Origin of the sequence: Haladaptatus litoreus, assembly GCF_900156425.1 — an archaeon.
GTDB lineage: Archaea > Halobacteriota > Halobacteria > Halobacteriales > Haladaptataceae > Haladaptatus > Haladaptatus litoreus.
Genome location: NZ_FTNO01000009.1, coordinates 1 through 26,798, shown reverse-complemented (window position 1 = coordinate 26,798; position 26,798 = coordinate 1). Strand labels below are relative to the sequence as shown.

Below are 26,798 nucleotides of genomic sequence, written 5' to 3'. Positions count from 1 at the left end.
CCCTCGCTCGACAAGCATCGTGCTAACCGAGTGTCCGTGCGGATTCCGATTCGACGGCTCACGCTCGCGAGAAGCACATTTCGTTAACGACCACACACCAGACGACTTCGGGCTGTCGCCACTGGGGGGTGCTGACGAATGACTGTTCTCACGCTCCCGACGCGATTGAGTCAGTCCTACGTCTATCACACGCCAGACGCAGAGAACCCCGACGAACCACAGTGCTACACCACGTCGTGCTCGGATGGGCCATGGCACCGCAAGGAACTCGACGAGTTGGATAGCCGCTGGCGTCCGTGTAAGCGGTGTTCGGGTGAGGCAGAGGTTGTCCGTGCGACAGGGACGAAGTTAGCCTATCAGCTTGCGTCGAAGAACGTGTCTCCGGAGGACTGTGGCTTGTCGCCACTCGGCGAACGGAGGAAAGCATGAGCGTCACTGCCGAGCACTTCAACCCGACTCACGAGGAGAAATACCACGAGTTCCTGATTCCCGACCCGGACTATGGGTTTGACCCGATAGAGAAGATGATTGAGTTTCGGGAGACAATCGCAGAGTTTCCCCAGACGAAAGCGACGTTTAAGCAAAAGCACATTAGGGGTGATGGGTCGGTGAATATCCCGAATTACTTCTGGTGTCGTGCGGTTATCTTCGCGCGGTCGTGGCGTGTGTCGGACACGTTTACCAACGTCACGGGTGGCGCGACGAAGTACGTTAATCCAAACTATCCTCATAGACGCCGGTACGCTGACACGGCTGTTCTGTGTGATTGTGGCGAAATCATTACGAAATTCGACCAAAAGAATCCGGAAACGAAGGCGTGGGAGATTATCAGCAACAGCCATACTGATGAGTGCCGCAAGGAGTGGGAAATTCAGTCTCGTGCAACTTTGTGGAAAAACCGGCGGCAGATAATCAACCAAGGGGCGTGGTTTGGTCACTCATTCCGGGAGATGACTAACCGGATGGATATGTCTGAAATATCGTCTGCCAATGGCGTTACCGTAGAATTGGAGATGGATATGCAGTTATTGAAAGCCAAAGCGCTGGCGCGGATTGGACGGACGGTTGCTCTTCTCCGTGACCGATACACCGTTAAAAAAATAGCACGGGCGTATGGCATTTCCCGGCCATATGCATCCGAGCTATACAGAAAACACCCGACAGACGACACCTTAGAGGATGTAATCACCGCCCATCCATCGACGAAGTTCACGATTCCGGAGGCAAAGGCATGATTCTGCGCCGGTATTTCGTCCACTTCGGAACTCTGTGTATGGTCATGCTCCTCGTGGCCTACTTCGTCGGGGTGCTGATATGAGCGACTATTCGGCGCACTGCCAGCAGTGCATGTGGCACGTCGATGGCGAGGAGTCGGATGTTCGGGACATGGCGAAGAGCCACCGGCAAGGCGTCGGGCATGTGGTCGGTGTCTTCAACGGCCAACCGGGGAGTGGGAACTAATGTGCGCGTCCGGAAGGCCGGGAAAAGAGTTCGACTCTCTTTGCGCGCGTTTGGGACTCGTCCGCTCGTCCGTGGCGAGTTCCTGCGGTCGCTCTTACGAGCACTGTCCATACTTCCATCTTGTACGCAGTACGTCATCCGCCGAAAGACGAGTTACAGGTTACCATTGTGGATTCTTCAAAACCAGCGAGCGACCGGGCAAGGCCGGACACGGCCCTCTGTCCCCACGAAAAACGGACGACAAACAACAGGGACGGGCTACCGAATTGGTGGCCTGTCCCTGTCGATGCGGTCGTCAGTCGGTTCGAGTCCGACGGCGACTTTGTTACAATACAATACTAACCATGAGTTCAAAATCAGAATCAACAGAGAGACTGGTCTACCGAGCAGGGAGTTCGGGCGGTGCAAGCCGTCAACGGATTCACTCCCGAATGGATTGTCCCCGGCTTTCCTCGGCGAAGAGCGTGCTCGAAAAGCCGTTAGCGGTGTTCCCCAATCCGGAGTGGTGCAAGGAGTGTTCCCGTGATGAGTGAGCAGAAAATCCTCTGGGTTAAGGTCGAAGACGCAACCGACGAAGACCTCGAACACGTCCGGAACGAGTTGCAGAACGCGGAACTCGACGATTACGAGGCCCTCATCTCGGGCGAGCGACTCGACATCCCGACGAAAAAGGAAATCCGTGAAATGCTACTGGAGGACGGCGATGAGTGAGCAGTCCGTGGAACACACCAAGCAGTGTCAGAAATGCGGCGAGACAGAATGGGGCAAAGACCCGAGATTCGACAATTACGCCTGTGACGGTTGCGGGTGGATGCCCCGAGAAATACGCCAACAAGAACTCATAGAGGTACTCGGAGAATGAGTGACGACGAAGACCTACAACGAACGGTAGACGAAGCGGTCGGGGAGATGAACGAACGGGAGAATGTTATCGTCGGAGAGCCGATGACCGTCTCCGACTTCGCAGAGATGCTAAAGGAGGCAAAAGAGGACTACGATAACGGAGATTTGGAGTTCGAAGGTGATGGCGATGACTAAGGCAAGTAACACCGAGAAAACTTGCGAAGTATGCGGAGACCTCCGAGATGTGGCCTCTCGGCTGAACCTGTGCCGGAGTTGCCTTCGGCAGTGGCTCGTTCAGGCGAACGAGAAGCTACAGGAGGCGGTTAAAGTTGACCGCTGAATACGAGGCGGAGACTGTGCGTTACGCCTATCTTGGCGATGGAATCGTAGTTCGGGACTTCGAGACGATGCCCCGGAATCGAACACGCGAAGACGCGGCGTTAGAGCGTTTGGCCTACGGCGAGAGATAAGTGAGATCATCCACTGAAACCAGTACCATGAGTCAAAAACAGAAAACAACGACAGTCCACGGAGACGTGGAGTATGAAACGGTTGAATGCAGTTCCTGCGGTAACGAAGTAGCGAAATCGCAAGCGTGTTACTTCGTTATCGGCGAGAAAACGAACCACCTCCGAAGCAGGAACCGAGTGAACTTCAAGAACGGGTACATCACTGGATGGGCGTGTCAGTATTGTGCTGATGGGCCAGTCGGGTTCCCCGAAGCAGGATCGGTTCGGGAGCGAGTCATGAAGTGGTTTTACTCGCTGGATAACGACGAGAGGGGATTCATCCTCATGTTTGCAACAATGTCGCTATCCGTGCCGATTGCTGTAATATTAGAGAACATTTAGAGACCCATACACCAAGCTAAACCACCTTATCACTGAGATTAGTACCATGACAGAACTTACTCACGACCATTACGGCGACTACGATGAACAGCCTCACACCGAAATAGAGATGTATTTCAGCGAATGGCATAGTGGTGCTCAAGAAGCACTTGAGTACAAACTTGGGCCTGCAATTGCGTGGAAATATGACGATGGGAGTCTCTACCTTTGGGGAGAGAACTTAGACGAGAATACGCTCCGAAATATCTCCGACGCCTGCCATGAAGTTGAAGCAGACCACCGTGACATGGCAATTTATGATTCAGCGCAAGACGCTCGGAATGCGTCTTCGAAGATAATTGGGGCCGACATAGAACGATAAGAAGACTTATACACTGAAATTATGACGATAACCGCATTCGAACACGAACACGACTTAGAAGAGATAGACGGATACGAGCTTGAGGGGGTACTGTACTCCCCATTGAAATGCTCGTTCCTCTCACCGTCACACAAAGAGACGTATCCCGTCGTCTGTAAATCATGCGACTGGGAAACGACGGTCGGTGAACTTCCAAGAGACGGGAGAGCCTACGTACAGCCTCCACAGTGCCCTGCTTGTGAGAAACGCGGCGACTTGGGCTTTGTCCGAACGAAAGTGACAGATGCCAAACCAGCGCATTATGGTGGTGGTAGGAAGTAGGTTGTATTGAATACTACCAACTATGATTAGTAACACTTAAGTTGATGGCTAACCATGGTTAGTATGTAGAAGGAAAATGATAGCGAACATCACAGCAATCCACAGCGGCAATGAAGTCGAGAACCACAACGACGTTCCAGGTACCGACCTTGCAAGCCTCTTGCATTTCGGTGACAAAATCACGATTCACGAAGTTCACGACGAAGAACAACTCAACGGCTTCAAACGCCGATACCCTACCGAATGGGACGAGAAAGTCACGGAGGAAACAGCATGAGCAACGAAGAATGGCTTACCTACGGGCAACCCGCTGATGCCATCGGAGAATCCGACATGGTTTTCGCACGTCGTGGGGACGAGTTTGTTCTCATGCCCATCGAACTCCTCGGGGTTGACATCGTAGAAGAACACGAACACGTCCCTGGCGAGATATTCCTATCGGGTATCTCCGCCGACGAGGGATATTTCGAAATCACCGACGCTCTCGAATCCATCGACATTGACAAATTGTTTGACCAAGTTGAGGATGAATCAGTCTACTCCCGTCGAGAGGCGGAGGTTGCGGTACTCGGTGGACTGTTCGACCTTTCCCAAGACGAGATAGCGGCGATATTGGATTTGTCAAAGAACACCGTTCGGAATCATATCCAAGCAGCTCGTGACCGATGGGAGAAGGCACAGAAGACGAACAACTACACGAAACCATGACTTCCCCTTTCAACACTAAGCAGAAGTGATACGATGGAAAAACTCACCACCGACAACGTACAGCTCTGGGTTGACGATACGCTTTTTCAGTGCGACGAGTGCGAGACGTGGATCGACTTGGGACGTATCGTTAAAGACGGAGAGTGTTGGGAGTGTGGCGAGTCATACACCCTCTACATATCCAAAGACTAATAGAAACACTTAATACAGTAGCAACCTATGGTTTACATGTAGAAGAACAATGTCTGTTACCACCCAATCCAAGACCCAGAACAACACGATGAAAGCCGCTGGCGAGTGCCTGATTGTTGCAGGGAAGAACCTTGAACGCGCGGAAGGTGCAGAAGCTCACGCGAGCCGTAGCCTCCACCGTATGGCATTCGGTGCGGCCATTGATTACGCCATCGACGAACTCCAAGTTAGCGACCTCGATGCCGTCGAAGCCATCTTCGCGGAAGTCATCAACAACGTCACGATGGACGAAGACAAGAAGGGACAGGACGCGGCAGACGAAATCCGAACCCGTGGGGAAAATCTCGTCAAAATCGCATAGATGGACGAACTTGAGACGTTACTCCGTAGCGGTTTATCGGCGTCAGAAGCTCTCGACTATTGGGCCACGACCAAGAAAGGTTATTCCCAGTCGGAATGGGCCGATATTCGCGGGAAGAGTCGGCAGGCAGTGAATAAGAACGTGAAAAACGCGGAGAGGAAACTGTTAGAATGACAACGTTCTATTACGGCGATATGGAGAAGTAGAAAATGAGACTGGCAAAATGGGTAAGAGAAGGAATTGACGCTTCGTTTCTTACTGCCTTGGTAGTGATTACAGTTCTGATTTTCTACCCACCAAGCAGAACAAAAGATTGGCTCGCAATACTCCCGTTTGTCGTTGGGTGTATCGTTGCCACTGCCGCTTTTAGCCCAAAGGAGAAGTGAAATCATGGAAAGAGATCTTCGTGGTGAACCAGAACGACAAATATTGAAGGTAGCTATCCCAGGTAGTGGTGTTATCACTATGTCTGGAAAGGATATTGACGGAATAAAGGAGAAGTAGAACAATGCCACTCGGATACACAACAATCGAAATCCCGCTGTCGAGAAAGCAAGCAATCAGACAGTATGAACGCGATCCAGTGTTCAAACTGGTTGTTGAAAGAGCCGCGCAAGCAGCCGATGTTCCAGAGATGGATATAGTCGAAGGACGATACGCCCGAGAGATCCACGTTCCTGATAGGGCTGTAGGTATCGGTGAACGATGGGGGCGCCAAGGTTAGTATGCTGTACTAACCTGCGAGGTACACAATCGCTACTCAACAATGCTTGAACCAAGAACGACGATGGAGTGGAATTGGCTCGTACTAAAGGCGCTACTGGTACTGTATTGCATCTACGCCGTGACAGCCGTCATTGCGGTCTCGACGTGAAGTCTCTAACCCGCACTTCACGGAGAGATAAAAGATGTTATACCGCCCGATGGCACCCGCAGGTTAGTATGAGATACTAACACATGTATCCCAGTGTATTCTATAGCAAAATAGAAACCTTTAATACAGTGTATCCCTATGTATCACATGTAGAAGAACGATGACCCAGAACAACAACATCCCGACGGACGAAATCGAATCGACCTTCCAAGAAATCAAAAACATCGACGACGACACCCGTTTCCCGAGTCAGGTTACAGAAGGCTACGAGGGCACGCACGTCCACGACCCGCACTACGCCGTTACCAGCACGTACACGGTCGAACGGCACGACCATGGCGAAGAGTTCCTTAGCGTCTACAAGCGATACGACGTTGACGGCGAAGAAGTCCACGCCCACCATGACACCTTCGAACTTACCGACGATGGTGACCACGTCGAACACTCGGGCGAGTCCATCGAAGATTTCTCCCGGAGTAACCACTTCGCAGACCCACAGATCGAAATGGAACTCTGCGCAGACAACGCCAACTAAACAACCCTCTTAGAAAATCCATTTCGGAATCCATGCCACGACGAAACATCAAACTCCCCGCTGACGACTACGCGAAGCACAACGAACGACGCCAAGAGATGGGCCGAACATGGGCCGAATACATCGACGGCCAAGCTCCGGAGTTGGAGAACGTGCTTCGGGAGATCGTTCGGGAAGAGATAGAACGCGCGAACGAAGAACAGGTGCGAGAGATTGCTAACGAACTGCAATCCCGCTTCTGAATATCACAGAAATAGGAAGTAACCAACAATGACGACAACAATCCGCAACTACGAAGGAAATTACGAATCGGCTGACGGTGTTGAGTTCGAAGCGCGTTACTCGGAAGAACTTGAGTTGTTCTTCCTCTCGCGTAACGACAACCCTGGAGACATGAAGACGATAGACTCGGCTGCATTCGTCGAGACAGTCGAGACGGGGAGAGTGACGGCGCTGAACTAACCATGACGGAATACACCACTTGCCCGAGCTGCGAATCAGATGACACGGAAGTAGGCTTTATCGCAGACTTCGATGTCCGATGTAACGACTGTAAACGACTGTTCGACGTGAGAGACGGGGAGTTGATTATCTTGCCTGAATACGAGAACCGATACGACCACCCGCTACTCCACGGTTGCACGTCGAAAGACCACGATGTCCTGCTACTCGACGATCCAATTGACGGAGCACCATGCCCTATCGACGGGTGTGATGGTGAACTGGATGATCACACTGACGATTATGCGCCTAAAGAGAAGTAACCAACAATGACTGAAAACTCGACAAACCACTTCAGCGGATACGAGTGGGGAATGCAGTGTGGAGAGTGCGGCGATTACAACAACATGAGTGGGATGTTTGCAGCAGATCCCATCGTCAACGGAGAGGAAGTACTCAAAAGTGCACCACCAATCACTGACGATACTACGATAGAGTGCGGGAACTGTGGACACACAGTCACTGTCCGAATTGAAGACGTTGCTTGATACGCAGATGAGACTCAACATGAAACTACGATGCCTAATACTCGGACACAAATACGACTGCGAATATGAAAACCCCGACGGTTACGGGCCAGCATTCGTTGAACGGAAAACAGAGGAGTTCCTCGCTGACGACCTCTCAAATATGACCCCAGAACAAGCACGTAAGGCGGCAGAAATGACGGCGTCGATGGAAAGGCGGTTCGGTACTCGACGGATGACGTGGGACTGCCAGCGGTGTGGCCATGACACGACACTCCCGGTTGGAGTTCTCCCGTGAAATACGGAAGTGTGACTTACCGATGACTTGGATACACTTAGACGAGTTCGAAGCGACACTAACGAAAGAACAAATCGACGTAATCGGAGGGGCGAAAGTAATCGACGAACTGGACGATGATACCGAGATTAGATTGGAACTCGGTTGGGATTATGACGACGGTCGGGTTCTAATCGCCAAGTTCGACCGCTGAATACGCAGATGGTACTACGCGAGTCGATAAAATGAGATCAAAAACGTGGCCCGAGACAAGGAAGAAGCGGATTGAATTGGATGGTGGCGTGTGTATAAACTGTGGAGAGTCTGACCGCCTCCACGTTCATCACGTAGTCCCTCTTTCAAAAGGAGGAAAAGACGCTATGTCCAACTTGAGAACACTGTGCGATGGGTGTCACAACAATGCCCACACTGGAGTCCCAGTCCCCGACAAACTAACCGAGTCGGATACAAGGTGGTTGCCGACTATATCCGAAGTCCAAAGAACGTTAGACTCCACCGGACACCCACTGAAGCGTGCTGTGTTCATGCTGTTCGCAAAGATTGGTGTCGGAGTGAATGATTTACCCGACCTCAAAGTCACCGACCTCCGGATTAAGAAGAACCCTTTCCACGACGAAGACGCCCTCACATTAGATCCGAGGGATGGAGTCCCTGAGCATATCATCATTAGTGGACACGAATCGCCTGCACCACAAGGTGGTGGGAGGCTGTCGACGGCAAAAGTCCCCCTCGATAGAGAAACAGTTCATGAACTTAGGAGATGGCTGGCTATCCGCCCCGACTCACGAGGATGCGAATCGCTATTCCTTTCCACAAACAAATGGGGGGAACCACTGACTACAAAGGCGGCCCGAAGCATCGTGATTGGCATGGCCAAAGATGTAGGCCTATACGAGGAGGGCGGTGGGAAATACAATTTGACACCTTCTGTCCTCCGGATGTTCTTCGAGGACAGGTTCCAAGGACAACCAGCCGTCCGTGAGTACATCGTTGGGAAAAAGAAGTCACCACCGTTTTCATTCGACAGAATCGCAACCGACTACCGAGAAGGAATATACAAACTCGTACCATGAACGGCACACCAATCACCCCCGAGATACGCAACAACACAGAATATAGGACTACACAACAATGACAGACGCCTGCCCAAATTGTGGAGAATCGTTGGAAGACACCACCGTCTATGGCCCGGGCGGTGAACGAGCAACCCAAGGAATTTACGAACATCTAACTGTACGCAATGGGGCACTCATGCTGGAGTTCGGTATCAAGTGTGACTATTGTGATTGGGAAAATACCTATCTATTCGCTCCATACGAGAGACGTTGAATACTATATAAACCATATATCGCTGCATAAACTGATTCCTACACGAGAATAGACGACAACGTTAGTATAGCATACTAACCCACACCAAGCTATTTACCCAACCCTACTTAAACACATACCCATGGAATACCGAGATTGCACTATCGAAATAGACGATGAGGAAGTGAGAGCCATTCTGCACCCGAAATCAACGGGTGTTGGAATCTCACCACCCGAACGAGTGCCACTGACAGTGATCCCTCTGGGCGAGAATAGCGAACAAGAAGCAATCGAACAGGCGAAACAAGTAATCGACGACCGCAAAGATTAGCGGTGTCTCAATCGGAGGGTTCGGAACTGTTCTTCGAACTCGTGGAGAATGAAGAGCACCACGCTTAACGCCAGCAGAGCCGCTACGATGAACGCACTATAGCCGATAACCGCCGTAATCCCCGGTGGGATAAGGTTCGGGATGAGTCGCCCGTACTCGCTCACAAGACCGAATGAGAGCATGGTAAAGATGAGTATCACCCCATCTGGACATGGTTCGGGTGTGTCGGCAAACCAGTCCAAATAGAGTGCCACTGCAAGCCACGCAATCCCGGCGAGTAGCGACATTTCGGGCGGGGAGATTTGGAACAAGACCGAGATAAATGACAGCCCGAACGTGAGTCCTAACACGATTGCAACGAAGTACCCGGAACTAAACACCGACCGGTACAGAACCCAGTCGATGTATTCCTGAAGATAGTGTTTCACTTGCCGTCACCCTCCTCGTTTCGACTGGTCTTGCCACCAAGGGGGGATAATCCGACCATCCGGGCCATGACCTCCCCGCCATAGAGTAGCGCGCCGGTTCGGATAATAACGCGAAGTGTCGAGTCTGCTAAGACGACGTGGCCGGTTGCTTCGGCCACAGCCAGCGATACGCCAACGGCAAGCATTGCGCCACCCATTTTTTGGTTGTCCGTTAGGCTCATTTCTCCTCGCGTCTGTCTGTATCATAATTGTCATTCCGCGCCACGCGCCTGTCCTCCGACATTTCGGTTTTGGTTGCGACAATTCATCATATGATCAAAAGGACTATAACATGGCTCTGTGTTTTGCGGGGTGCTGTCTCGATTGAGGCAGCGAAAGCTCGGAGTGAGGGGGCACTTTCGCCCCCTGCTTCTGGGACTCTTTCGGGTAATCCTGTCCATGAGTGGGTTCTATTTCCGCAGGCGTCCAAGAGCCACGTCAACACCACCTGCCGCCAGCAACGCGAGTGCGACTGCCGGGAGCACTGTCTGGGGCATCCCAGCGAGTGATTGATACTCGAATGACCACACGCCGAGAAGCGCCACCCCGAGGATGACAAACAAAAACTTCGTTCCTAATTTTTCGATTTCGTCGTAGTCGTCGCGCTTTACTTTGACTTCTTGTTCTGATTTGTCACTCATAGGTTCCTCGTTGTCTTCGTTCCGTTCGTTCTGCTCGTTCCGTTCGGTACTATCGGCCCAATACGTGGTTTCGCTCATCGGTTGATTGCACCACGAAGATACTCGTTCCAGTCGTCAACGACCGTGTTCTCACAATCCTTGAAATTCAACGCGACTTCGTGAACGTCGAAGTGTGAATCTTCGACCTTGATTTTCTTCGAATCCTCGAAGTGAATCCCCCGACGTTTGTCCCCCTGCGTGGAGTATTCGACGTTTTTCAAGACGACGTTGTCGCGCTTAATCCGACTCGTGAAATAGTCGTTCTGGTCGCCGGGGTCGTCGTTGGTATCACGAACGGTGAGGCCATCGCACACCCACTTCCCACCGGGGAAATGCAGGTTGAGGATGTCGCCATCGCCTGCGTTGTCGATGGTGATGTTCTTGAACGATTCCGTGATGTTCCCCTGCGTGTCTCGAATCAGCTTGTTCTGGCCCGACTCACGTTTGATGTGGATGTTTTCGAACTTGCCCCCACCCTGCGACCAGAGGCCACAGGCACCGTCATAGGGCAAGTCATCCATGTCGATGAGGACATTCGAATCCTTGCACGTATCACCCGCGTCGATTCGGAAGGCCGTGAGGCCGTTGTTTCGGGAGATACAATTGCGGACGTGGACGTTCCCGCCGGTCGAATGTCTGTAAACGTAAAAACCGTTATTCGCGTGTTCGGCGATATACGAGTTCTTGATTCGAAGCAGGCCGTTGTGCTTTCCTTTGACGATATTCAGCCCGATTGCCTCATGGGTTTGGTCTTTCTTTCCCCGGTGTTCGGCACCAAACGGCATATCAAGCCGATTGATTTCTCCGCGTCCGGTTTCTCGGAGGATGCCGAAGATCGTACTCGACAGCGGAGAACCGTCGGCACTCCGTTCGCCGAAGACTCGGACGTTATGCACGTCGAGTCCGTATTTGGCGAGCGCCCAAAGTGGGGGTTGGCCGACGCCATCCTCCGTAATGTCGATATTAAAGCCTTCAAAGCGAAGGTGATTCCCCGGCTTTCGATTGCCAGAGGAGTATCCAAAGTTGAAGATTGGCTTATCGAATTGGTCTTCAATCACGAAGGTCGGTCTGCCCTCACCGACGAACTCTAACGACTCGCCCCAATCAAAGGCTTCGAAGGGTTCGGCGAGTCGGTAGCGTCCGGGTGGAAAGACGTACCGAGTCCTATCTCTGTGTTCGTGGTCGGTAAGCAGGTCATCTATTGGTTCGTGACCGCTCGTGTCCGCGCCTTTTGCACGGACATCTACTGTGGTTATGTTTTCTGGCATAATGTGTTAGCTCGGATGCTTCTGGGTGGTTGGATGTGCTCGCCGCTCTCGCGGGTCACTGCCTGCGGAAAAACAGCGGTTAGTATGCTATACTAACGAACTCAATAGACGTTTCGGAACTCGCCGCGCGTATTCAGATGCCACAGGGTGCCGTCGTCTGTGTTCTCGACAAAGCCACCCGTGAAATGTGGGTGCCACACATCAATCGACGGCTTGTTACCGACGCCTGCGGCCTCACGCCCGGTCGAGTTGACCATATTGACGTTCGCGCTCACCTGAATGCCGGAGTCTGCGACAATATTGCCCTGCGCCCATGCATAATCAGTTTCTTCGGCAACTAACAACCCATCCCGCTGGTTGTACTCAGGACTGCCGTGGTGTCTAACCACGTTGCCCTGCATCGTCACGAACCGGCAGCCCTTCTGTGAATCAAGCGGGCCGAAATAAAGGCCGTACTCGTCAGTGTGCTCGACAGTATTGCCGAGACACGTTATCTTGTCTGCTAACTCACCGACGATGCCACCGCGAGCGCCGTCGATGACATTGCCGATAAAGACGGCGTTAGTCGTATCCTCAAATCCGCCAGTCTGTTCAAGGATAATCGCGTGTTGGGATGTGTCGATGATGGTATTCCCAATCGCGTAGGTAGGGGTGCGTGCTGTCTCACCCGCTTCGCCGACGCCAATTCCCAAGCCGTTCGACCCGGTTTCTTCGCCCGGCGTCCCGCACTTCTCTAAGCGATTATGCAAATACCGATCGTTAGCGACCGAATCAAGGCCGATGCCTGTCGCTCGCGTATCGTAAATATAGCAGTTTTCTATCGTCCAATGTGCGCCCTTCTTGGTTCGAATCGCCTTGTGTGCCGCTCGGTAGGCGTGGTCTGTCCACCCATCCTCGCCATTGAAGACGAGGTCTTTGACGATAACGTGCGAGGCATTCGTCGATTTCCCACCTTTCCCAAGGCCGTCAACCATCGACTGATTGAGCTTCGGGCCAGCTTTGAGTATCGACCCCCACGCAGGCGAGCCTTTGAGCGTGACGTTTCCGGCAGTCACCTCTATCGGGTTGTTGAGGAAATACTCACCCGGCGACGGCGGGAAGTAGACCGTGCCACCGACTTCGCTGGCCGCGTCAACGGCTTTCTGGATGGCCGTGCTATCGTCCTGTGTTCCATCGCCCTGTGCGCCAAAGTCGTCGTGCGTGATGTCGAAATAGGGGTTTGTGTGGGTGTTTGTCCCGACCGTTGTTTCACACTCGGCTTGCGTTTGTGCCGGTGTGTCGAATCCGGACGTGGCGAGGAATGGCGTTCCCAATAATGCGCCAAGAACGCTTCGTCGAGAGGCATGTGTTGTCGATGAGTCTGTCACATGTCTCTTACTTCGTGGAGAGTGTATAAACCCATCATATCGTCGTTTCAACTAAAGAGGGTGTAGGGTGACCATATACCGTCTTAGAGGTTATCCGCAACAACGCCACCGCTTCCACTGTCGTAGAACGTGCCATCGGTATGATTACCGACAACGACTGCATTCGCAGAGTTGTTGGCAACGCCATTGCCCGAAAAGCTAATCGACAGATTCGAAGACACGTTACAGAGAACGCCAGTGCCGATGACGATCCCATTGATAGACGCGCCACCGGGCTGGGTTGCATTCGAATCACCACGGAGGGTATTGCCCGTCACGGTGATAGTCCCGGTGCCACCTGCGCCGGTTTGTGAGTTGAGGTATATCCCACCGCCAGAGCCATCGCCGCTTTCTGCACGGAGTGAGTTCTCCGAGATAACGCCCGACTGGCCACCCTCTTCGACGAGAATGCCCCAAAAGACACCAGATTCACTTGATGTGCGAGTCGCCCACGAGCCTTCAAACGTATTGTTGCTTATAACGAATCGCCGAACCTTATGGCCGCTATTTGTTATGGAGTCGATGAAAATGCAATCGCCCGAAAGCGTGCTGTGGAGTGGCTTGATGGTATTATCGGTGATATGAAAATTCGTTATATCGCCGTTCCGTGCTTCGACAGCGACCGCGCCCGTATCGAACTGTGCCCCACCACCAAAGGTGCAGTTCGTCACCCAGACATCGGAACTAAACCCGAACTCGACAGGTTTGCGCTCGCCGCAGTTCTGAATCGTGACGTTTTGCACGCGGATGTTTGCATACGGGCCAGACCCTTGCACGTCGCCAAGACCACGATAGCCAACCCCCGACTGCCCATCTACATTCGCGTCTATCGTCCCCCCACCATCAACGAGAATGTTAGTACCGTGTGTTCGAACGACAGTTCGGAACTCGGTGAGGTTCGACCCATCGGCCTGCCGGAGCGTGGCACCCGACTCAATCTGCAAGTGGTCATTATCACCCAACACCACGGGGTCGGAGACGTTGATTGTCGTCCCTGCGGGGATAATGAGGGTATTCCCCGCCCCAACCATCGCCTGCAATTGGCTTTCAGTCGTGACGTATTTGATGGTGCTATTCAGCGAAGGCGTCGAAACTGCCCCCGCATCAACCGAGTTCGGCGCAATATCTAAGCCATCTAACCACGTCGGGAGCGCCCCCGAATAGGTATTGCTCTGTGGGTCGGTAAACGAACTCCCGGCAGTGAGATTTGCAATCGACGCGGACGAACTCGAAATGGAGTTGGTCGACAGAGTATCAAAGGACTCGCTCTTTTCGACGTTGAACATCACCGCCTCTTGGTCGTTGAGTGTATCGACCTCGGCAATCTTCAACGCAGGCGTTCGGTTGGGTGAATCCGATGAATTGATTTCGACTGTGACATCATTATCGACGGTCGGGTCAATCGTCAGGAAAATGTAGTTCATCCCCGACTGGTTAGCGACCGAGGCACCCGTCAGACCGGGGTGTTCGATGGCATAGGCCCCTTCGCCCGTGTCGTCGGTGATGACTGCCGCGCCCTCATCAACGTCGATGTTATCATTGACGTGGTCGGCAGTGACTGTCAACCCCCGATGAATAAACCCATCGCCGTCGTGTTGGGTGAGTATTCGAAGGAGTTTCCTGAGGTTGTCCTCGTTGAGATCGTCGCCACTCTGGAACGTAACGTTCTTATCAGTAATTGTCATTGGTGTGAGTTATTGTTTTTCAACTGCGGTTTGCCACTCGCCACTGTCGAGATACTTCATGGCCCCCGTCCCCATGCCCGCCTTGCCGTGAACGGTTCCATCGGCAAGTGGGTTCCATTCGCCATTTTCGAGTAGCAGTGCCGGATTCGCTGTACTTGCCGTCTCTCCATCGACAGTGAGCGTGGCATTTCCAGTTTGTGAGAACGAACTCCCTTTGAGCGCACCGTCATGGATGTAATAGCGATGTGTGTCACCCGGTTCGACCGTCCCGCTGGCGGTGTGGATACGCCGCGCCGCCGATGAGCCACCCCATGCGATATTGATGTCTCGACCACCGACGCCCGAGGGGTGGATGGTTCCCGAATCAGGGCTGCTGGTACTCCCGACACCTTCGAATGAGTATTCAGAAGACTCACCACCGCCAGTATTATCCACCGTGACGATAGTGGCATTCGACATCGGTTGGCCCGACGGTGGTTCTGGCAGTGGTGGAGTGGTGTTGACGTTGTCGGGGTTGCCGGTTGTCATCCGACTGCGGACATAGGAGGAGTTCGAATACCGCCCGTTTTGCGCACTCCACACACCCGACACTTCGCCCCATTCGTTCGGCGTATCACCGACGAAAATACAGTATTGGTCACCCGGACAGTCGTTGTCGATATGCGTATTCTGGATTCGCCAGAACTCCGGTGGCCCTTCGACACTACCTCCGTTATAGACTGCGTTATGACTGCGGTCGCTTCGGTAATAGATTCGGCAGTTGATTATGGATGCCCGTTCTGGGGCTGACGTGCCGCCAATCGGCGCGCCACACGAATCAGGCTCACCAATCGGCGAGATGTAGTTATGATAAAAGTCGCAGCCTTGGACGACGTTCGTCCCGTTATATTGGTCGTAATCCGCGCCATCGACACCATCGGCTTCGTAGCCAACGCCGCGCTGGAGGGCGCTATCCGCCCAATTTTTAGGGTGTGGAGCGTCCTTAATCGACACACAGTTTCGAACCGTCGTATCACCGCCTGTTCGCGCACCGTTCTGCGTGTTCTTCCAATAGCTGTTGTAGATATTCAGGTGCCCGGCGATATTCTTGGCGTAAATCGTGTTCTCGCCCCACTGTTCGAACCAACAGCGATTAATCGTAATATCGCCCTGCCCGCCGTCGATGAGGATGGCCCGACGATTCGACCCCTGTGAGACGGATTGATTACTGCCGTCGTGGAAATAGCAGTCTTCGATGAGGCCATGCGCGCCGGACGTTGGCACCCACAGCGAAAACCATGACCGCGCAACATCCGAATTACTGGGCGCTTGGCCGTCCGTCTCGCAGTGTACCTGACCATTCGTGACGAGTCGGGTTAGCTCCCAGTTGTCGCCCTCTATGTCAACGACGCCCGGATTGCGTCCGTTAACGTCAATCTCGAACTGGTGCCATTCAAAGCCACTGCCCGCAACGAACACGAAGGGGTCGGTCGGATTCGACCCGCCCCAGTCTTTGGGGATGAGGGTTGCGCCGGGTTGGCCCTGTAGCGTGAAATTCGAGACAGTCGAGCCAACCGACAGCGAATTAAGGAGGTAATCACCGGGTGGGAAGACGAGTGTATTGCCTGACGCCACTTCGGGTTCGATGTCCGAATCAATCGCGGTACTACCCGTATCGTCCGCTCCGAGGTCGGTGACAACGTTATACGTGGCCATGATTAGTTTCCAGAGGTGTCAATCCACACGTCGCCATCATTCGCGCCAGCGGGTTCCGTATCACCGACATAGACCGTTGCCGCAGTCGTCCCTTCCTTAATCGTCTGCACCTCCTCGCCCAAAATCCGAGGACGAGTGGTGCCGTCAATCGGGAGGGCCATGATTTCCGTCCCCGTTGTTTGGTTTTCAACGACGATTTCGTTCGGATTCGTCCGAAAGCCGAGAAACCCGAAGTCCTCGCCCTCGTTATTCGCAAAGATGAATCCGTGCGGGCCGCCCTGACCCTCCTCACCGAGTTGGAGCTGCGAAGCAACGCCTGTGACGAGTGGGGTGCCGGTGAATATCGGTTGGCCGGAAATCGTCGGGGAATCGGATTCGGCATAATAGCCCGGTAGATTCCCGCCGAGGGTGGCCGCATCCAGCCCCTCCATGTCGAGCGGCGCGCCCCGATTGAGTTCGGTTGACGTATCGCCCGCCGTATCGACTTCGCCGACTTTCAGGGCGGGTTCTGTCGTGGGTGCATCACTGCTGTTTGCTTCGAATGACACCGCTGTTTCCGTTGTATCGGTGAAATCCGCGAGTAAGTAAATGTAGTTCACCCCTGACGTAACCGGGAGTGGCAGGCCTGTCTCGCCATCGGGATAGACGTGGCGGGCTTCGGTACTACTCCGGACAATCGCATGGCCGTTTCCTATGTCGAGTGTGTTGGCCTGAAAATCGGCATTGAAGCCGACGCCGCTCTCGACGTAGTCGCTTTGGTGCGCGAGTGCAAGGGCTTCCCCGAGGGTTGTTTCTGTAATGTCGTCACTGTCTTGTGGCCAGATTCTACCTGTCATAATTGAGTGGTTTAGCTATTTCTCGACACGCTACTGACGCGCGTTTCAATGTCCGAAATTATCTCGCCGATATTCCGACCGATTCCGAGCGTGAGGACAGTCTCACCGGGTCGTTGCTCAACATTGCGGATTTTGAGCGCCTGCCCGCCCGTCTCTAAGCCCTCAACGTGGAGGGCATCCGCCAGACTCCACGGAATGGTTTCCTGCGGAATCGTCATCTCGGCTTCGAACTGCGGGGTTTGCAGGTCATTGATGATGATACGCGCCGCTTGCGCACAGGCCGCATTTGACGCTAAGGACGCGATGTCCTGCGGTGGGTGCTGGCGCGGGTTCTGCACCCCAGAAACAGCGTAGTCGCCGTAGGTCTGGTATTGGTATTCGACTTCATACCAGCCATCGTCGTCCATCAGACCATCTGAAAGGGCGGTTATCCGCCCGTTTTCATAGTCGATTTCGTAATCTTCGTTGCGCTCATATCGCACGCCAGACCGTGGGTTGCGGACAGTATCGGAGAGTTCCTGTATCCGTGTATTTGGCAGGCCGACGGAGTTGCCGATGTCTGCCTGAAAGCGTGCGATATAGGACTGTGAGCCGCCATACACCGACACCGAATCAGCGACTTGGCTACTATCCTTCTCGACGGTGTAACTCACTTCGTCAACGTCGATTTCTGTCTCACGCTGGCCTGCTTGCGTCCATTCGATGGATTGCTCGCCGGTCTTCGGGTCGCGTCGGTATTCCCAGACGAAATCCCCGCGATTGGCTAAGTCTTTGAGGACGTTCCGCAGGCTGTCGTTGTACGACTGGTTGACGATAATCGGGAGTGTCGAGAGGTCTGCGGTGAGTTGATAGTCCTGCACTCGGTGGGGGCGAAAGCCCTCTGCCGGGATTTTCTGCCGGTCGGCATCATCACCCCAGCGTGAGAGTGCAAACCCGACTTTGAGACTACCGCCGGGGGTGTCGAGATTATCCCAGTCACCCGTTGATTCGGCATTCTCGTCGGCATTTGACGTGAGGTAAAAGCGCCCTTGGGTTTGGGAAAAGCCGATATGTGGAGTGCTATTATCGGTGGTTGTCGTCGTCGAATTGAGCGATGCATCAAGTCGTCCGCCGACAACTGCCTTCGTCAGTGGGATTTCACGCGAACTCACCCAGACACGATCGGGGTATTCTTCCGGGCCGTTAAGATACTGCCCCGTGCCGCCTGCGTAATTGTCCCACGTATAGTTGTATCGTGTGTCGTAAACAGCAATGCTATCGACGATATAGCTTGAACTCCCTTCGGCGACAATGCCGAGGAAGTGCGAGCGGTCGGGGTCGATGTCCTCGCCGATAACCGTCTGGTAGCCACCGCCCTGTGAATAGAGTGAGGATTTGCCGAGTTCGTGCCACGAAATCGTGACTTGGTCGGACGAGTTATGTGCGAATTCGGTCTGATTCCAGCGAAACGAAATATCCGAACTGCCTTGTGTTCGGTCACGGATTTTAACACCGACGTATTCGTTCGGAATCCGGTAGGGAAAGTCAATCTGGAACACAACGCGGTCGCCCTGTGACGTGAGTTCAACTGCATTCCCACCCGAATAGACATTTGAGGAAATGGTCGTGCCATCGTTCGCTATCGAATCATCGACGGCGTCACTCACCGCACAGGATTTGTGTAGCCCGATATAGCCATTGCCGATGTCAATCGGGTCAGTATCACGAATCTCGAACTCGTTAATGAAGTCCTCTTTTGTCGTGACAGACGTGATTTGAACATCCTCCTCGACATCGACGTTCGGCGCATCGACGTTGGCCGCATAGGGCGTGTGCTCTTCAATGAGGTCACGAGCGGCTTCGTGAATGGCGTCTTGGTCGTACTGCACTTCCACCGGGTCGAGGAGTTCAACACCGCCACGCCCGCGGAGCACCGTCTTGCCGTCCTGTATCTCGACCTTTTCGAGTCGGTCGATGGGTTGACGCTGGCCGCCACACCACACGCGCATGTCCGCTCGCTCGAATTGCGGGTCTAACCACTTCTCCGTTCGGCGGACAGGGATGGTGATTTCGGGCAGGTCGTTCGTTTTCGGCACTCGTTGGGGGTCGTCCAAGAGGTCGGGGGTGTGGGTATGCCCGTTCTCGCCGTCGATTTCAACGTGCCACCCCGACGATGGAACGTCTTGGCGACTGGTAGACATCTACCGCGACACCTCTCTGCGTGCCATGAGTGTCTGACTCTCTTGTGCCGACGTGGTCTGATAGCGTGCGATGGGTGCAACCCGCTGGGCTAACTCACTCGGAATATCGTAGTCGTCGTTTTTCGGAACGAGGAAGCGAGCGCGTTGGAAGCCCCGCTGGAGCACCATCTTGAGCGTCTGGAACTCGTTGCCGGATGTATCCTGAAACGTCACATCGGCCTTGAGTGTCGCCGGGCCAATCTCGGTTAAATCAAAGTCGAACAGTCGCCACGGAGAGGCACCGAGTTGCATGAGCGTATAGCGTTTGTCGGCGTAATCCCACCGATAGGCGCGCATGATGCCATTCGTCTCGTCGGGGATAATCCGCAGGCCACCACTCTCTACGACTGGTTTGCCGTAGAACTCATGGTCTGTCCGGAAGACGCGTTGCCACTGGGGCATTTTGACAGTCTTGCCTGCCCCAACCGTGGCCGTTCCGACGGTTGCACTCCCGACTTTCGACCCATCGCCGGGTGCCTCCTCGACGAGTTCTTTCGGCCTATCGAAGTCGTCCCACACCCGGCAGTCATATTTAAATTCGTGGTGATACGGCACATCATAGAGGAGTGTGGGTGCTTCGCCGGGTGCTTGTTTGGCGTCGAACACTTCCATCGTGCCGTTCTCGGCTTTGATTTGACGCTTTGGCGTGGCGGTTTCGAGCGTTCCTGTGGGTTCGTCGTACCACCGGGTCTTGGTTGCTATCTCGGGGATAGCGAACTCGGCACCCTGATTCCCGCCGTAGGGACTTCGGACGCCTGTGGGAGTGGTCTTAATCGCTCGCCAGTGGGAGGTTCGTGTCCCCTCTTTGGTCATCGACGCATTGATGCGAAACCCGTCGTTGGTCTGGGAGGCTAACGGTTCGATATTGATGCTTCCAAGGCCGTAATAGCCGTCTTCCTTGGTTGCATTCTCGGGGTTCGTTGCCGCGAAGGGGACGCTTTCGAATCCTGATGCATTGAATAGCTCCTCTAACGCGGCAACGGGAAGCTCGACCAGTACACCCGAGAAAATTGCATTTAGGCTATATTCGCCGGGTTGTGTCGAGACAGACGCGACTTGTCCCGAGTCTTGGCCCATCACCCCTTGGGTCATGAGATTCCGACGGCGGTCGGCACTGGTATCGCGTTGGGTCTGACTCGGGATGGCAACGCTGTATAGGTATTTGTTGGTCATGATTAGAAGGGTTGGCTGATGGCGTCCGAGAAGTCGATGTCTGTCAGGTCTGCGGCCTTGAGACAGGTGAGTGAGAACTCTGCGATTTGCCCTCGTTCGGCGTCCAATTGAACGGTCGGCTCTTCGATGACCACCGGAATTGGCCCATACTTTCCACCGCTCGAATATTCGCCGTACTCAAGGGTTGCTGTCCCTCGTGAGTCTATCTGTGTGGTTTCAATGGCGTGAACCAACTCGTCGGCTTGTGTCCACGGGTCGGCACCACCACTCCCGCCAAACGGGTTCGCATTACCCTCATACGAATGGGCTTCAATCTGCACCATCCTGACACCCCCGCCGAGGTCGATGAACATGCCCGACCGTTGTTCTCCACTCGCGTTGAGTGGGTTCCCGTCGTCCAAGAAACTCGTAACGACGGACATGAGCGTTGAACCAGAGCCACCGACGAGGAAGCCTGTCCTGACGCCTGTGGAAATGCTGATATTCTTTTCCAGATGGAACTCTTTCCCACCAATTGTCAGGACTGCCTTATGAAGCACCATTAGAATCCAACACTCCGTTCGATCTGCTTGCGAACGCGCTTGGCAATCCGGCCCATATTGTTGCTAATCGCGTTCCACACCGCTCGCTGGATGTTTTTCGCGTTAATGCCGAGCTTGATATTCAGGTCTGTGCCGAACTTGATGCGCCCATTCGTCAGGCGCTTGAGCCAGTTCGGAGCCTGAAGTTTCAGCGAAGGCATCTTGGGCCATTTGAATTTCGGCATTTTCGGCCACGAGAAGTTTGGCAGGGAGGGCCACGAGAACCGACTCATCATGCCCTTAACGGTCTTGCCGATAGGTCGGCCGACGTTCTTCGAAATCGACTTGAAGGCATTGCCGAAGGTTCGACCGAGGCCTTTCGTCGTACTCTTGAACGCCTTGCCTATCTTCCGACCGACTGGTCGGCCATCAGGCCACTTGATGTTAAAGTGCTTCGTGGCCATCTCACCGATTTTCCGGCCAATCTGGTCGCCTGCAATGCCACCGACGATTGCACCACCAAGACCACCGATAGCGGCACCGGCGGCAGTACCCGCGCCGGGGACGATACTGCCGATGGCACCACCTGCGACCGCGCCTGCTTTCGCACCGGCCCATGCGCCACCGACGCCGCCGAGGAAGCCGCCAGCAGTCCGGCCACGCTTTTTATTCGTGTCTTGGCCGAGATACTCGCCAGTATAAAGAGCGCCTTCGATGAACGGTATTTTCCGCCCAATAGAGCGGAGTCGCCCGCCCTTCGGTGCTAATTTCCCGATGGCGCTTTTTCCGCTCTTGAATAGGTCTTTCCCTCTCGACCCAAGCCTACCAATACCGGATTTTGTATTGTCGATAATCGACCGCGGACGGAAGCGGTTAGCCCGTTTGGCGACCTCATCGAACGAGGATTTGATGCTTTTAAACATCCCGCCCGCCGACTTGCGAAGGTTGGCGTTGTTCGCCCGCTTGACTACGTCGTCGAATACTGATTTCGACCGAGAGAATGCCCGGCCAGCGGCTCGACCAACGCGCGTGTTTTTGGCGCGTTTGAGTGCATCGTCATAGAGCGATTTGCCACGGTTGAAGGCACGCCCTGCGGCCCGTCCAATCCGCGACTTTTTCGCTCGTTTGACGACATCGTCCCAGACGCTTTTCGCTCGCTTGAAGGCATTCCGTGCTCCCTTGCGGAATCGTCCGCCGAGGTTCCGCATGCGCTTCCAGATTTTCCCGGCGGCACTTTTGAGCCGCTTTCCGGCGTTTTTCATCCGCTTCCACAGGCCACGGAGGGCTTTGCGAAGCCGTCCGGCAAGGGATTTGAGTGCCTTCGTCAGTCCGGCACCCAACCCTGCACCACCAAGACCGCCGAGCATCCCCAACGGGAGTAGCGGCAAGCCTCCTTGGTCGGAGGCCATCTTTTTGATGGTCTTGTGAATGTCGTTGAGTTGCTCAATCTGGATGGTGAGGAGCTTGTTCGTGGTGTTCGCTAAGCCACCTAATCGGGAGTTGCCGAAGCTACCACCGGCACGCATTCGACCGCCGTCTGTGCGGGTGCGTGAGCGACGTGAGCCACCACTTCCACCGATAGAGAGATTGCTCTCTATCTTGTTCTGTGCTTGTTTAAGACTCTTATCGCTGACACTAACGTCGAGAAGAGCCTTTGTCTTGAAATCGGGCATTAATTATGGTATGAATGAAAGTGAGTTCAGTCGTCCACGCCACCCGCGAACGGGTTCGTCAACGCCTGTATTGTCGGGAAGCAGTCCATGAACAGCCACACGTCCTTGATGGGATACTCGTCTATTGCACGGGGGTCATGGCCATGTGACATAAGGAGCATCCGAGCAAACTGGAGTTGTAAGAGGCCGTCGTCTAACTCTCCAGCTTCGCCTGCGCCCTTTCCAACCGCTCGCTGAAGTTTCCCGTATCCACGTTGGGAGTGGTGAGGTCGTCAACACGGGCCGAAAGCCACTCCTTGAACTGCGGTGCGGAGTTGCTGACGAGTTGCTGTTTCTCGAAAAACTCGGGGTCGTCTGAAAGGAAATCCGCGTCAACAAGGCCCTTCGCGGCTTGGAATATCGACCCGGCGGCTTCGACGGAAGGGTCGGAACCCCACCCAACCTTTTCGTTTCGCGCCGTATTGGTTCGGTCTTGTACGTCCGCGAACTCACCCGTCGTCAGACCACCGATGGTTAGCTCGACCGTGCCACCCACGGAGTCGTGATGCGGGCATGAGTCGGCAGGATTCTGGCAGGTGCCGCCGTCGTCTTTCTCGGCACCACAGCGGTTATCTCCCCATTCGTCGAGCGCCCAGTGGACGCCGACGAGTTCGCGCTCCAGTTGGTCTACTTTCTCGAAGCTTTCTTCTATTTCACCGACGAGTTCGGCGTTGGCGTCGTCCTCGTCGTCTTCGTCCGCCTCATCGTTGAGTCGGGCGACTTTCTCTGCAATCTCATCAAGCTCGGAGTCGATTCTGTCGGCCTCTTCGCGGAGGTCGATCGTTTCAGTATTACGTGGCATGGTATAGGAAAGCGTATTAGAAGGTCTATGCGGCGTCAGAAGCGGACGCAGTCACGGATGGTACGCGGAAGGTGACCGAGTCGGTAACGTCCGTCTCGGGGTCGGCCAGCGCACCCCACGAGTATTCCTCGGGGGTGACGTCCGAACAATTGAAGGTGAGGGTATTGCCACCCGGTGATTGGAAGTCGAGTGTAGCCGCTTGGCCGCCGATGTCCTGCTGTGGTGCGGAACTCCCACCGTATGCGGCTTCAAGCAGGCTGGTATCGGTGATTATCTTCTCGACCTCCAACGTCGATTCGACGCCACCGACAACGGCGTCCTGTCCGTGTCTGTCCCATCCTCGCTGGAGTCTCGCACCCGACGAGATTGAGAGGGTTCCAGATTGCATTTTCATCTGATTCGTGCCACCAACGGAGAAGTTCCCCGAGTGGAAAATCAGGGGTTCTTGGTCTGCGGCAGGGCTACCCGTGAGACTCGTGTTCTTTTGCTCATCGCCGTAGAAGCCCGTGGCACTGATTTCGACGGCTTCGCCTTGGTTGCACGTCACGGAGAGTTCACCGAAGACGACGCCTTTGAGTTCGCGCTCTGCGGTGCCGTCGAGATAATCGACGCCAGCGTAGACTCGACCGCTGTTCATCCGACCCTTGGTGAAATTGTAGGAACCGGAACCGCCACCGTTGAAGATGTATTGGAGGTATTCGTGATTCGTCGCTGTCCAAGAGGCGGAGAATGCACCCTCGAAGTTACCGGCGACCGTGTCTACCATCTCGGGGTCATCGGCCACCCGCATGTCGATGAGTGCATTCTGGATGCTGATGTCGTCGACACTGGGGTTTTTGCCGAATCGGTGATACGTGGGTGTTCCGGGATCGCCCATGTAGTCGCCTGCGGGTTCTGGAGTGTGCAGAAAGTGCCCTGCGCCACCGCCTGTCATTGCTGTTCACCGTGGTTGTGACTCTGTATTGTCATTGGTCTGTATGAATGGAAAACGGAGTGCTCGCCCGTGCGGGGTCACTGCCTGCTGGTTAGTATGCTATCCTAACGTCAGTATTACTGGTCAGTATTACTGGCCAGTGGTACTGATTGGTCTGACTGGTCAGTCTGACTGGTGGGACTGCTCAATTCGTCTCGCGTATCTAACGGATGTCTTCGTAGATCGTGAATGTCACATCTGCACCGCCAGCACCACTTGTTTCTTTGAAGAAGACTCGCGTGTCACCGCCTCCATAGCGGACTGAATACTCAATATCAACACCTGCATTTGGTGTGTTTGCAAATCCATAGTTAACCTCAAGCGGACGGGTTGCCCCCGTTGCGACAGTCACTAATTGCTCACCGCCAGACGGGACGGTTAGCGACCCATCTTTAATCAACTTCTTACCCCCTTCGAGCCACGCACCCTCGTTTGCCGCATAAAATTTCGGCTTCTCTATATCAAGGTCAAAACTTAGCCATCCATTCGCAGGCCCTCCTAAATCCCAAAGTGATGGGTCGCCATTTTGCTTCGGAATCCCCCACGCAGACGAATCTGATGTCTCGTCATGCACGTGACTTCCACGAGAGACGTTAAACGCTCGATTGACGTTCTCTAAGGTTATTGTCGAGAAGTCGGGCGTTTTTGTCGTGCATCCACGTTCCGCCCGACACGCAACCGACGCATTCGCATACGTCGTATTCAGACCCATCTTGCAGTCGGTCGAATCCACAACAAAAATGCAATTTGCAGACCCATTACCGTCAACTCTGCCACCATCAACGATGATAATATAACTGTTCTGTTTACCATAGACGGGGTCTTGTCCCCCACCAGTCCCGACGACTTCACCCTCAACTTTGCATGATGCACACCCCACCACAGTAAGGTTCCCAGCGGCATCCGACCGCATGGTGTTGTCGAGAAGAGAATTTGAATCAATGACGGCGCTACTTGTGTTCGTTATTTCTGCGACGAAGCGGCTCGAATCCGAGAGTTTGCTATTGACAAATTTATAAAATGTACCACCACGAGCGTATGCACACACTTGCGCCCCCGTGATATGACAATTCTCGACTGTGATACGACGCGGGCCTTCCGAAACGACTCCATACGTCTGACCAGATGCATCAAGGACGGTCGCAGGGTTGTTACTCCCATCAACCTCTCCTCGGAGATGGAGGTGTGGGATGGATGAGTCGCGGACTTCGACAATGTTCTCGTCGTCCGTGAACGTCCCTGCCTCTATATCAATGACAAGAGGAAGGCCAGCGTCTCCGTTGATTGGTGCGTTTCGGATGGCACTGTTGACAGTTGCCTTCGCGGAAGATGGTGATAGACCGTCATTGCTGTCACTGCCGTCTGTCCGAACATACATCGTGACAGCGTTGCTAAATACACGCTCCGTATCTACCGACTGCGTAGTGAGTGATTCGGCACTTACAACGTCCGTGTTGATTGGCTGTTTTACCCACTCGCCAGTGCTTGCATCGTATCGCCACTGCGCGCCGGGGTCGCCCGACGATGTTTCATCTTCGACGAAAACAGCCGTGTCCGGTGCCTCACTCGGTCGCTCCGAAATATCACCGAACTTGATGAGCCGCCGGTCGATATGATCCATATCGTTGCGGTAGTTGTCGCCTGTGCCATCCTCACCATCCACGGGTTTGTACAACTCGTGGTAGTCAGTCCTGTTGCCGGGTTCGTTTGCCATTATTGAATCACCTCAATGTCAGTCGTCAGTAATCGGTATCCTCGCCGAAGTCCGCACCAAAGCCGTCCGGACTCCCGAAGTCCTCGCCGAAGCTCGTCCCGAAGCCACCCGTTATCGGGACTTCTTCATAGCCGACGAGTCGCACGTCAAAATCGTAGCGATAGTAGTCTTTGTGTGAAACGCTGTTGTTCTCGTCATTTTCCAAATACAAGGAGTGAAAATGGAAATTGCCAGA

37 protein-coding genes and 1 pseudogene are annotated in these 26,798 nt (G+C 54.0%); 21 read left to right on the top strand and 17 right to left on the bottom strand.

Features of this window, described 5'->3' with window-relative positions; translation table 11 throughout:
* Positions 1 to 138: 138 nt before the first annotated feature.
* From BW974_RS25230 to BW974_RS23885, 21 genes are all read left to right on the top strand, one after another.
* Entirely contained in the window at positions 139 to 429 is a 291-nt protein-coding gene (locus BW974_RS25230; protein WP_139329030.1) for a hypothetical protein, read from the top strand.
* Positions 426 to 1,235 carry a helix-turn-helix domain-containing protein gene (locus tag BW974_RS23960; RefSeq protein WP_076433732.1) on the top strand — a complete coding sequence of 270 codons (810 nt, stop codon included), beginning with the start codon at positions 426 to 428 and terminating at the stop codon, positions 1,233 to 1,235. Before BW974_RS25230 ends, BW974_RS23960 begins: the two co-directional genes overlap by 4 nt.
* 79 nt (positions 1,236 to 1,314) lie before the next feature.
* Positions 1,315 to 1,461 (top strand): hypothetical protein, encoded by a 147-nt coding sequence (locus tag BW974_RS26130; RefSeq protein ID WP_175609818.1) that lies wholly within the window; start codon positions 1,315 to 1,317, stop codon positions 1,459 to 1,461.
* A 525-nt stretch (positions 1,462 to 1,986) separates the two neighbouring features.
* Positions 1,987 to 2,172 (top strand): hypothetical protein, encoded by a 186-nt coding sequence (locus BW974_RS23955; protein WP_076433730.1) that lies wholly within the window; start codon positions 1,987 to 1,989, stop codon positions 2,170 to 2,172.
* Positions 2,165 to 2,323: a hypothetical protein gene (locus tag BW974_RS26125; RefSeq protein WP_175609817.1), complete on the top strand. Its 159-nt coding sequence runs from the start codon at positions 2,165 to 2,167 to the stop codon at positions 2,321 to 2,323. Before BW974_RS23955 ends, BW974_RS26125 begins: the two co-directional genes overlap by 8 nt.
* The gene (locus BW974_RS23950) at positions 2,320 to 2,499 is read left to right on the top strand and encodes a hypothetical protein (RefSeq protein ID WP_076433728.1); all 180 of its coding nucleotides are present in this window, start codon (positions 2,320 to 2,322) and stop codon (positions 2,497 to 2,499) included. Before BW974_RS26125 ends, BW974_RS23950 begins: the two co-directional genes overlap by 4 nt.
* A 134-nt stretch (positions 2,500 to 2,633) precedes the next feature.
* Positions 2,634 to 2,774, top strand: coding sequence for a hypothetical protein (locus BW974_RS26120; protein ID WP_175609815.1), 141 nt, complete (start codon positions 2,634 to 2,636; stop codon positions 2,772 to 2,774).
* A 27-nt stretch (positions 2,775 to 2,801) separates the two neighbouring features.
* Positions 2,802 to 3,155 (top strand): hypothetical protein, encoded by a 354-nt coding sequence (locus BW974_RS23945; protein ID WP_076433726.1) that lies wholly within the window; start codon positions 2,802 to 2,804, stop codon positions 3,153 to 3,155.
* Between the two features lie 46 nt (positions 3,156 to 3,201).
* Positions 3,202 to 3,516 carry a hypothetical protein gene (locus BW974_RS23940; RefSeq protein WP_076433724.1) on the top strand — a complete coding sequence of 105 codons (315 nt, stop codon included), beginning with the start codon at positions 3,202 to 3,204 and terminating at the stop codon, positions 3,514 to 3,516.
* A gap of 397 nt (positions 3,517 to 3,913) precedes the next feature.
* Positions 3,914 to 4,114 (top strand): hypothetical protein, encoded by a 201-nt coding sequence (locus BW974_RS23935; RefSeq protein ID WP_076433722.1) that lies wholly within the window; start codon positions 3,914 to 3,916, stop codon positions 4,112 to 4,114.
* Positions 4,111 to 4,545, top strand: a complete 435-nt coding sequence (locus tag BW974_RS23930; RefSeq protein WP_076433720.1) for a helix-turn-helix transcriptional regulator — start codon at positions 4,111 to 4,113, stop codon at positions 4,543 to 4,545. Before BW974_RS23935 ends, BW974_RS23930 begins: the two co-directional genes overlap by 4 nt.
* Positions 4,546 to 4,786: 241 nt before the next feature.
* Positions 4,787 to 5,098: a hypothetical protein gene (locus BW974_RS23925; RefSeq protein WP_076433718.1), complete on the top strand. Its 312-nt coding sequence runs from the start codon at positions 4,787 to 4,789 to the stop codon at positions 5,096 to 5,098.
* A gap of 508 nt (positions 5,099 to 5,606) precedes the next feature.
* Positions 5,607 to 5,822, top strand: a complete 216-nt coding sequence (locus BW974_RS23920) for a hypothetical protein (RefSeq protein WP_076433716.1) — start codon at positions 5,607 to 5,609, stop codon at positions 5,820 to 5,822.
* A 310-nt stretch (positions 5,823 to 6,132) separates the two neighbouring features.
* Positions 6,133 to 6,507 (top strand): hypothetical protein, encoded by a 375-nt coding sequence (locus tag BW974_RS23915; RefSeq protein ID WP_076433714.1) that lies wholly within the window; start codon positions 6,133 to 6,135, stop codon positions 6,505 to 6,507.
* Between the two features lie 32 nt (positions 6,508 to 6,539).
* Positions 6,540 to 6,749, top strand: a complete 210-nt coding sequence (locus BW974_RS23910; protein WP_076433712.1) for a hypothetical protein — start codon at positions 6,540 to 6,542, stop codon at positions 6,747 to 6,749.
* Positions 6,750 to 6,777: 28 nt separating this feature from the next.
* Positions 6,778 to 6,969, top strand: coding sequence for a hypothetical protein (locus BW974_RS23905; protein WP_076433710.1), 192 nt, complete (start codon positions 6,778 to 6,780; stop codon positions 6,967 to 6,969).
* 2 nt (positions 6,970 to 6,971) lie between these two features.
* Positions 6,972 to 7,271: a hypothetical protein gene (locus BW974_RS23900; RefSeq protein ID WP_076433708.1), complete on the top strand. Its 300-nt coding sequence runs from the start codon at positions 6,972 to 6,974 to the stop codon at positions 7,269 to 7,271.
* 6 nt (positions 7,272 to 7,277) lie between these two features.
* A complete protein-coding gene (locus BW974_RS23895; RefSeq protein WP_076433706.1) occupies positions 7,278 to 7,496 on the top strand; it encodes a hypothetical protein in 219 nt (72 codons plus the stop codon).
* 299 nt (positions 7,497 to 7,795) lie between these two features.
* Positions 7,796 to 7,966: a hypothetical protein gene (locus tag BW974_RS26115; RefSeq protein WP_175609814.1), complete on the top strand. Its 171-nt coding sequence runs from the start codon at positions 7,796 to 7,798 to the stop codon at positions 7,964 to 7,966.
* A gap of 31 nt (positions 7,967 to 7,997) precedes the next feature.
* A complete protein-coding gene (locus BW974_RS23890) occupies positions 7,998 to 8,846 on the top strand; it encodes an HNH endonuclease (RefSeq protein ID WP_076433704.1) in 849 nt (282 codons plus the stop codon).
* Positions 8,847 to 9,223: 377 nt separating this feature from the next.
* A complete protein-coding gene (locus BW974_RS23885) occupies positions 9,224 to 9,412 on the top strand; it encodes a hypothetical protein (protein ID WP_076433702.1) in 189 nt (62 codons plus the stop codon).
* Here BW974_RS23885 and BW974_RS23880 read toward each other — a convergent pair.
* From BW974_RS23880 to BW974_RS23805, 17 genes and pseudogenes are all read right to left on the bottom strand, one after another.
* Positions 9,409 to 9,840, bottom strand: coding sequence for a hypothetical protein (locus BW974_RS23880; protein ID WP_076433700.1), 432 nt, complete (start codon positions 9,838 to 9,840; stop codon positions 9,409 to 9,411). The two genes, BW974_RS23885 and BW974_RS23880, sit on opposite strands and share 4 nt — an antisense overlap.
* Positions 9,837 to 10,061, bottom strand: coding sequence for a hypothetical protein (locus BW974_RS23875; RefSeq protein WP_076433698.1), 225 nt, complete (start codon positions 10,059 to 10,061; stop codon positions 9,837 to 9,839). The genes BW974_RS23880 and BW974_RS23875 overlap by 4 nt, the downstream gene beginning before the upstream one ends.
* 228 nt (positions 10,062 to 10,289) lie before the next feature.
* Entirely contained in the window at positions 10,290 to 10,520 is a 231-nt protein-coding gene (locus BW974_RS23870) for a hypothetical protein (RefSeq protein WP_139329027.1), read from the bottom strand.
* 74 nt (positions 10,521 to 10,594) lie between these two features.
* Entirely contained in the window at positions 10,595 to 11,827 is a 1,233-nt protein-coding gene (locus BW974_RS23865) for a hypothetical protein (protein ID WP_076433694.1), read from the bottom strand.
* 101 nt (positions 11,828 to 11,928) lie between these two features.
* Positions 11,929 to 13,194, bottom strand: a complete 1,266-nt coding sequence (locus BW974_RS23860) for a right-handed parallel beta-helix repeat-containing protein (RefSeq protein ID WP_217694412.1) — start codon at positions 13,192 to 13,194, stop codon at positions 11,929 to 11,931.
* A gap of 83 nt (positions 13,195 to 13,277) precedes the next feature.
* Complete coding sequence (locus BW974_RS23855) at positions 13,278 to 14,918, bottom strand: hypothetical protein (RefSeq protein ID WP_076433690.1); 1,641 nt, start codon at positions 14,916 to 14,918, stop codon at positions 13,278 to 13,280.
* A 9-nt stretch (positions 14,919 to 14,927) separates the two neighbouring features.
* The gene (locus BW974_RS23850; RefSeq protein WP_076433688.1) at positions 14,928 to 16,613 is read right to left on the bottom strand and encodes a hypothetical protein; all 1,686 of its coding nucleotides are present in this window, start codon (positions 16,611 to 16,613) and stop codon (positions 14,928 to 14,930) included.
* Positions 16,614 to 16,615: 2 nt separating this feature from the next.
* On the bottom strand, positions 16,616 to 17,449 hold the full coding sequence (locus tag BW974_RS23845; RefSeq protein WP_076433686.1) for a hypothetical protein: 834 nt from the start codon (positions 17,447 to 17,449) through the stop codon (positions 16,616 to 16,618).
* Between the two features lie 11 nt (positions 17,450 to 17,460).
* Positions 17,461 to 19,629 carry a hypothetical protein gene (locus tag BW974_RS23840; protein WP_076433684.1) on the bottom strand — a complete coding sequence of 723 codons (2,169 nt, stop codon included), beginning with the start codon at positions 19,627 to 19,629 and terminating at the stop codon, positions 17,461 to 17,463.
* The gene (locus BW974_RS23835) at positions 19,630 to 20,841 is read right to left on the bottom strand and encodes a hypothetical protein (RefSeq protein WP_076433682.1); all 1,212 of its coding nucleotides are present in this window, start codon (positions 20,839 to 20,841) and stop codon (positions 19,630 to 19,632) included. It lies immediately after the preceding gene.
* 2 nt (positions 20,842 to 20,843) lie between these two features.
* Positions 20,844 to 21,383 carry a hypothetical protein gene (locus BW974_RS23830; RefSeq protein WP_076433680.1) on the bottom strand — a complete coding sequence of 180 codons (540 nt, stop codon included), beginning with the start codon at positions 21,381 to 21,383 and terminating at the stop codon, positions 20,844 to 20,846.
* The gene (locus tag BW974_RS23825; protein WP_076433678.1) at positions 21,383 to 23,035 is read right to left on the bottom strand and encodes a hypothetical protein; all 1,653 of its coding nucleotides are present in this window, start codon (positions 23,033 to 23,035) and stop codon (positions 21,383 to 21,385) included. Before BW974_RS23825 ends, BW974_RS23830 begins: the two co-directional genes overlap by 1 nt.
* A 26-nt stretch (positions 23,036 to 23,061) precedes the next feature.
* The gene (locus tag BW974_RS27095) at positions 23,062 to 23,187 is read right to left on the bottom strand and encodes a hypothetical protein (RefSeq protein WP_281247747.1); all 126 of its coding nucleotides are present in this window, start codon (positions 23,185 to 23,187) and stop codon (positions 23,062 to 23,064) included.
* Between the two features lie 41 nt (positions 23,188 to 23,228).
* A complete protein-coding gene (locus BW974_RS23820) occupies positions 23,229 to 23,876 on the bottom strand; it encodes a hypothetical protein (RefSeq protein WP_076433676.1) in 648 nt (215 codons plus the stop codon).
* A gap of 25 nt (positions 23,877 to 23,901) precedes the next feature.
* Positions 23,902 to 24,810 (bottom strand): phage tail tube protein, encoded by a 909-nt coding sequence (locus BW974_RS23815; RefSeq protein WP_076433674.1) that lies wholly within the window; start codon positions 24,808 to 24,810, stop codon positions 23,902 to 23,904.
* 202 nt (positions 24,811 to 25,012) lie between these two features.
* Positions 25,013 to 26,563: a hypothetical protein gene (locus tag BW974_RS23810; RefSeq protein WP_076433672.1), complete on the bottom strand. Its 1,551-nt coding sequence runs from the start codon at positions 26,561 to 26,563 to the stop codon at positions 25,013 to 25,015.
* 25 nt (positions 26,564 to 26,588) lie between these two features.
* A pseudogene (locus tag BW974_RS23805) lies at positions 26,589 to 26,798 on the bottom strand (hypothetical protein); the annotation flags it as partial.